Genomic DNA, 6,620 nt, shown 5'->3' on the forward strand with positions numbered 1-6,620 from the left:
CTCACTCCAAAATTTCAGAAACAACACCAGAACCAACAGTTCTACCGCCTTCTCTTATCGCAAAACGCAATCCCTTATCCATTGCTATCGGTACTTGCAATTCTACTTCTACACTCACATTATCTCCTGGCATTACCATCTCCTTCCCATCTAGCAATTTTATGCTCCCAGTTACATCCGTTGTCCTTAAATAAAACTGTGGCTGGTAATTCGCAAAAAATGGTGTATGCCTTCCTCCTTCCTCTTTCTTTAATACATAAACCTCCGCCTTAAACTTTCTATGCGGTGTTATCGTCCCCGGTTTCGCTAATACTTGCCCTCTCTCCACTTCTTCTCTTTTTGTTCCTCTTAACAATATTCCTACATTGAGTCCTGCACTTCCCTTATCCAGCAACTTCTTAAACATCTCAACACCTGTGCATATCGTCTTTTGCGTCGCTTGCAGACCTATTATCTCTATCTCTTCTCCCGCCTTTATCTCTCCCTTCTCTATTCTTCCTGTTACCACTGTTCCTCGCCCCGATATCGAAAATACATCTTCGATTGGCAATAAAAATGGTAAATCCACAGGCCTTGGTGGAACCGCTACATATTCATCTAACTTTTCCATCAATTTGTCTATTGATTTCTTTCCATATTCGCTGCTGTCATCCTCCAGCGCCTTGAGTGCTGAACCAACCACCACAGGCACTTCATCCCCTGGAAATCCGTATCTACTCAGTAATTCCCTCACTTCCATTTCTACTAAATCTATCATATCAGCATCAGCAACATCAGCTTTATTTATATACACCACGATATATCCAACACCTACCTGCTTCGCCAGCAATATATGCTCTCTCGTTTGTGGCATTGGCCCATCAACCCCCGACACTACCAATACCGCCGCATCCATCTGTGCTGCACCTACTATCATGTTCTTTACATAGTCAGCGTGTCCAGGACAATCAACGTGTGCATAATGCCTTTTTTCCGTCTGATACTCAACATGCGCTGTTGCTATCGTTATCCCCCTCTTCCTTTCTTCTGGCGCTTTATCTATCTGATCGTACGCTACAAAATTTCCATAATGCTTCGTTATCGCCGCTGTTAACGTCGTCTTCCCATGATCCACATGTCCTATTGTTCCCACATTTACATGCGGCTTTCCAAATGCTTCCACTACTGCTGTCATAACTATTACCCTTAATTATACTCTAACTTTAACTCATCAACCACATATTGTGGCACTTGCTCATAACAAGAAAAATGCATACTATACTGCGCCCTTCCCTGAGACACAGAACGCAAAACGTTGATATAACCAAACATATTTGCAAGAGGTACCGAAGCAGTAATTATTTTACTATTATTACCTAAATCGAGCATATCAGCAACATTTCCTCTTCTACTATTTATATCACCCATAACATCACCCATATATTCTTCAGGAGTAATAATTTCAACTTTCATTATAGGCTCCAGCATTTTTGGACCAGCTTTATTTGCCATCTCTTTAAAAGCACCTTTAGCAGCAAGTTCAAAAGCTAAAGGACTAGAATCAACCTCATGAAAAGCACCATCAAGAAGGGTAGCCTTAAAATCAATCAACGGAAATCCCGAAATTATACCACCTTCTTTTATCAACTCCAAGCCATTTTCTACCCCAGGAATATACTCTTTTGGAATAGCACCACCTACAATTTTACTTTCAAATTGAAACCCAGAACCAGGCTCAAGAGGTTCAAATTTTATTTTAACCTTAGCAAACTGACCAGCTCCACCAGATTGTTTTTTATGAGTGTAATCAATTTCAACAGATTTAGTGATAGTTTCACGATATGCAACCTGAGGAGCACCGACGTTAGCCTCAACGTTAAATTCGCGCTTCATTCTATCAACAATAATCTCAAGATGGAGCTCACCCATGCCTTTCAATATAGTCTGGCCACTTTCCGCATTTACTGACATTCTCAAAGAAGGATCTTCTGCAACCAACCTATTTAGAGCAATACCTAATTTTTCCTGATCTGAAGTGGTTTTAGGTTCCACAGCAATTTCAATAACAGGCTCAGGAAATTCCATACGCTCCAATAATATAGGAAAATCAACAGAACATAAAGTATCTCCGGTGGTTGTTTTCTTTAGCCCAACTAAAGCAACTATATCTCCAGCCCTAGCCTCAGTTATATCTTCTCGGTTATTTGCATGCATAAGTAACACTCTGCCAATCCCTTCAGTTTCGTTTTTTAACGCATTTGAAACGGTAGATTTAGACTTTAATTTACCAGAATAAATACGGATAAACGTCAAGCTGCCTACAAATTTATCCGTCATCACTTTAAATGCAAGAGCAACAAATTTCTCTTTTTCTGAAGGTTTGACCTCAATTTTCTTTTCTGAATCTTTAGGATCAATTCCAACAATTACATCAACATCAATAGGAGAAGGTAAAAAGTCAACCACACCATCTAAAAGTGGTTGTACGCCTTTATTTTTAAAAGCTGATCCACATAACATAGGAACAAATTTTCCTTTAATGGTCCCATTTCTCACGCATCTTTTCAGTAAATCCACTGGCAGATCATTAGACTCAAAGTAAGTATTCATCGCTTCATCATCCATCTCAACTGCAGCATCTAATAAAAGATTTCGATATTCTTGAGCCTTATCAAGCAAATCAGAAGGAATATCTTCATAAGAAAATTTAGCGCCCAACGTTTCTTCTTGCCATATAATGGCTTTCATAGAAATAAGGTCAATTATACCTTTGAAATCTTTCTCACTCCCTATTGGTAAATGAATAACTAAAGGTGCTGCACCAAGCTTCGTCTTTATCATATCAACACATCGATAAAAATTTGCCCCTATTCTATCCATCTTATTAACAAAGCAGATACGAGGAACGCTATATTTATCAGCTTGACGCCACACTGTCTCAGATTGAGGTTCAACTCCAGCAACTCCATCAAATACAGCAACTGCACCATCCAAAACCCTTAAAGATCTCTCAACTTCAATAGTGAAATCAACGTGACCAGGAGTGTCTATTATATTGACCCTATGATCATTCCAAAAACATGTTGTTGCAGCAGATGTGATTGTAATACCACGCTCTTTTTCCTGCTCCATCCAATCCATAGAAGCTGCACCATCGTGCACTTCACCAATTCTATTTTGCTTACCAGTATAAAATAAAATACGCTCTGTTGTGGTAGTCTTACCAGCATCTATGTGAGCCATTATCCCTATATTTCTGTATTTAGATATTCCAATTTCCATATCACAATTAATTAGCTAACATTAAAAACGAAGATGAGAAAACGCCTTATTAGCTTCAGCCATTTTATATTTTTCTTCGCACATCTTAAACGCACCACCGCGTTTATTATAAGCATCCAGTATTTCAGATTGCAAACAATCAACAGTGGTTTTTCCACTCTTTTTTCGAGCAGCAGAAGTTGCTTTAGCAATCCACCTTAACGCTAAAGAAACCGCTCTATCTCGTCGAACTTCAACAGGTACTTGATAAGTTGCACCACCAATCCGTCGAGAACGCACTTCTATAGAAGGAGTAACATTTCCTACTGCTGTCTCAAAAATTGATAACCCACCTTCGCCTATTTTCTTTTCAGCTAAAGACAAAGCGTCATAGATAATCTTTTCTGCAGCAGATTTTTTACCACATTTCATGATTGTATTAATGAAACGCATCAGCAAAACACTGCCGTAACGCGAATCAGGACTTATTTCTCTTTTTTTTGCTTTATTCCGACGAGCCATAAACTTTAACCAGATTTCTTTACACCATACTTTGAACGAGCTTTCTTTCGATTTTGCACACCACGCAGATCAAGGGCACCTCTTATTATGTGATAACGCACACCTGGCAAATCTTTAACCCGCCCACCACGTATCAAAACAACAGAGTGTTCTTGTAAATTATGACCTTCACCAGGTATATAAGCCGTCACTTCACCATACCCACTAATTTTTACTCTGGCTACTTTACGGAGTGCTGAGTTAGGCTTTCTAGGAGTTGTAGTATACACCTTAGTGCAAACACCTCTCCTTTGAGGGTTGCTTTTTCCCAAAGCTGGTACCTTTTTCTTATGGGTCAATCCTAATCTACCCTTACGTATTAATTGATTTATCGTAGGCATATGTTATAAACTCAAGCTCATTAAAATAACTAAGTTTCTAGTTATAAAATAATAAACCTCAATAGTCAATATAAAAATAAACATTACTACTCTAATAATTAAGCTCAACTGCCTTGAAAGCCATCAGTAGACTTCTTGCACTACCTCCCAAGCCACAACTATCATTCAGTAGAAACGAAAAAACTTACTTGACACCCTTTGCCAGCCCTCTTATCATGAAACTGAAGCTATTTATTTATCTCCTCTGTACAGATTGAATGACAAAAAAACTCAACGTATCTGGCGTCTCATGTTTAATTTTTTGCGCTATGTGCACCTTATGTCTTTATCAAATTTCTAGGTTTTTACCTACACAAGCTGAAATACGCTTATAAAGCATTTAAAACATTAAAAAACGCCAACTTAAAAAATGGATAGTGAATAATTAGCTACCCCAGGGTTTCTTTTGCCTTTTTTTCTGTTTAGTAAATTTCTTAAACATTTATGACTAAAGGTTAGTTGCATTAAAAAGCAGCTAAATCGAGGTTATTAAGCGTTTAGAATAAAAAAACGCCATACTTGAAAGTATAACGTAAGTAATTAGCCAACCATGGGGCTTCTTTTGCCTTTTTTTTATCTGGTAAATTTCTTAAACATTTATAGCTAAACGACAATCGTCATCCCGCTGCTTGTTAGCGGGATCTCTTGTTAGCACCGCGGCGGCATGACGTAGAAGCTATACTTTTATGCTCACCAACTTAGCTGGATCCAAGTAGTCAAGCTACTTGGATCTGCAAATTGCAATGTTCGTACAGCTGCGTGCTTGACACCGGGATTTAGTGCAGCTACCCTAAACTGGAAGCTCATCTTGCTATTCTTGGCTGAAAGGAACATATTTTTAGAATAATGAAAACAATCAGCACTTTAATTCAAGAGGGATCGGAGTTATTATCGTCACATAAAGTTGAATCACCACATTTAGATTGTGAAATCATCATGCAGCACGTACTTGGAGTGGAAAGATCATTCATAATTATGAACCATGCTGATCAAGTGCCGATGGAGAAAGAACTTTTATTTTGGAAATTAACAAAAAAAAGAGCGGAAAGATATCCAATATCGCAAATAATAGGTAATCGTGAGTTCTGGAGTAAAAATTTTATAGTTAACCAGCATGTTTTGGATCCAAGACCAGATAGTGAAACATTAATCTCAACAGTGTTAAAATATTACCCAAATAAAAAGCAGAGACTAAAAATTGCAGATTTTGGTACAGGCACAGGTTGTTTATTGATATCCGTACTTAGTGAGTATGAATATGCCGTTGGTATCGGTTTTGAAAAAAGCTTGGAAGCATACAAAGTTGCCTATCAGAACACAAAGAAACATGATCTTCTCAGCAGAGCCAAAATATTTCCAAGCTCATGGACAGAGTGCAGAGGTTCATTTGATCTGATAATTAGCAATCCTCCATATATTAAAAGAAGCAAATTAAAAGACTTACAAGCCGAAGTGCAAAAAGAGCCAAGAATTGCTCTTGATGGTGGAATTGATGGTTTAAACTGTTACTTGAGTATTTTTCCAATATTGAAAAAGTGCCTTAAAAAAAATGGGTTTGCAATATTGGAGATAGGTGAAGATCAAAATGATATTGACAAAATAATACCCTCATACAAATTAGCTTTTCAGGAATATGTACATGATTTGGCAGGAATGAAGAGGTGCATTGTTATGCAAAAAACATAGCTAATGTTTTCTTCCTTCATCCCATATTATCCTATGTCATCCCAGTACCCTCTAGCTAGTCATCCAAGTAGCGTGACTACTTGGATCTATATTTACTATGGTCAAGGCATAGGATGACAGGAACGGTTTTATGCATTTTTTAAAAGGGCAACATGTTTAAGCTTTGCTGGCAAAGTGGAAAGTAAGGCCAGCCTCTATACCGTGTGTGTAAAACGATGTATTACCTATATTTATATCTTCTTTTGCTGCATTTGCTGGTTTACTCTGATCATCAAGCTTCTTTTTATCCCTGTTATTAGGATCATCTATAATTTCTCCAAGCGCATCCGTTGTAAGTTTAAGACCATCACCAATAACACCACCAATAGCACCAAAACCTCTATATCCGATATGCATATTTACATCTTCGTTTATGTGATAATCAAGGCCAGCTTTTAATTGACCTGCGGGTCTTATTGACGATTTTTCAAACATTGTCATTCTTGTTGCACCGACTCCAACCCCAACATAAGGAGAAAAAGAGAAACGGTCACTCTTCCAATGATGATAAACATTTGCCATTAGAGACATGTTTTCAATTTGGTCATGATTAACTGTAGCACTATAGATACAAGTTTTTTTACCAGCATCCTTACCAATGTCCTTTAGGTATGAAACAGTTATTTGACTACTTGCTAAACCAATATTAGAACCTGTTAAGGATCTCGAAAATATGAGGTAAAATAAGCATAGTTAAGAAAGAGGTATATCTAT

Annotated in this window: 5 protein-coding genes and 1 pseudogene; 1 reads left to right on the top strand and 5 read right to left on the bottom strand. The window is 37.7% G+C overall.

Translation table 11 applies throughout. The features are described 5' to 3' along the window. Window position 1: 1 nt before the first annotated feature. The 4 genes from tuf to rpsL are packed head-to-tail and all read right to left on the bottom strand — an operon-like array spanning window position 2 to window position 4,142. Window positions 2-1,174 (bottom strand): elongation factor Tu, encoded by a 1,173-nt coding sequence (gene tuf / locus OZD61_RS04715; protein WP_274980031.1) that lies wholly within the window; start codon window positions 1,172-1,174, stop codon window positions 2-4. 11 nt (window positions 1,175-1,185) lie between these two features. Then, window positions 1,186-3,261, bottom strand: coding sequence for an elongation factor G (gene fusA / locus OZD61_RS04720; RefSeq protein WP_274980032.1), 2,076 nt, complete (start codon window positions 3,259-3,261; stop codon window positions 1,186-1,188). A 21-nt stretch (window positions 3,262-3,282) separates the two neighbouring features. Then, on the bottom strand, window positions 3,283-3,762 hold the full coding sequence (rpsG, locus tag OZD61_RS04725) for a 30S ribosomal protein S7 (protein ID WP_274980033.1): 480 nt from the start codon (window positions 3,760-3,762) through the stop codon (window positions 3,283-3,285). A 5-nt stretch (window positions 3,763-3,767) separates the two neighbouring features. Then, window positions 3,768-4,142, bottom strand: coding sequence for a 30S ribosomal protein S12 (rpsL, locus tag OZD61_RS04730; protein ID WP_007549314.1), 375 nt, complete (start codon window positions 4,140-4,142; stop codon window positions 3,768-3,770). Window positions 4,143-5,027: 885 nt separating this feature from the next. Here rpsL and prmC point away from each other — a divergent pair. Further along, complete coding sequence (gene prmC / locus OZD61_RS04735; RefSeq protein WP_077188468.1) at window positions 5,028-5,867, top strand: peptide chain release factor N(5)-glutamine methyltransferase; 840 nt, start codon at window positions 5,028-5,030, stop codon at window positions 5,865-5,867. Window positions 5,868-6,023: 156 nt separating this feature from the next. Here the strand turns inward: prmC and OZD61_RS04740 are convergent. Then, window positions 6,024-6,569, bottom strand: a pseudogene (locus tag OZD61_RS04740) (P44/Msp2 family outer membrane protein); the annotation flags it as partial. Window positions 6,570-6,620 lie beyond the last annotated feature (51 nt).

This window comes from Wolbachia endosymbiont of Drosophila bocki (genome assembly GCF_028982005.1).
Lineage (GTDB): Bacteria > Pseudomonadota > Alphaproteobacteria > Rickettsiales > Anaplasmataceae > Wolbachia > Wolbachia pipientis.

Coding starts and splice junctions, on each gene's coding strand:
- fusA (WP_274980032.1), bottom strand. CDS start 3,261: ATGGAAATTGGAATATCTAAATACAGAAATATAGGGATAATGGCTCAC.
- tuf (WP_274980031.1), bottom strand. CDS start 1,174: ATGACAGCAGTAGTGGAAGCATTTGGAAAGCCGCATGTAAATGTGGGA.
- rpsL (WP_007549314.1), bottom strand. CDS start 4,142: ATGCCTACGATAAATCAATTAATACGTAAGGGTAGATTAGGATTGACC.
- rpsG (WP_274980033.1), bottom strand. CDS start 3,762: ATGGCTCGTCGGAATAAAGCAAAAAAAAGAGAAATAAGTCCTGATTCG.
- prmC (WP_077188468.1), top strand. CDS start 5,028: ATGAAAACAATCAGCACTTTAATTCAAGAGGGATCGGAGTTATTATCG.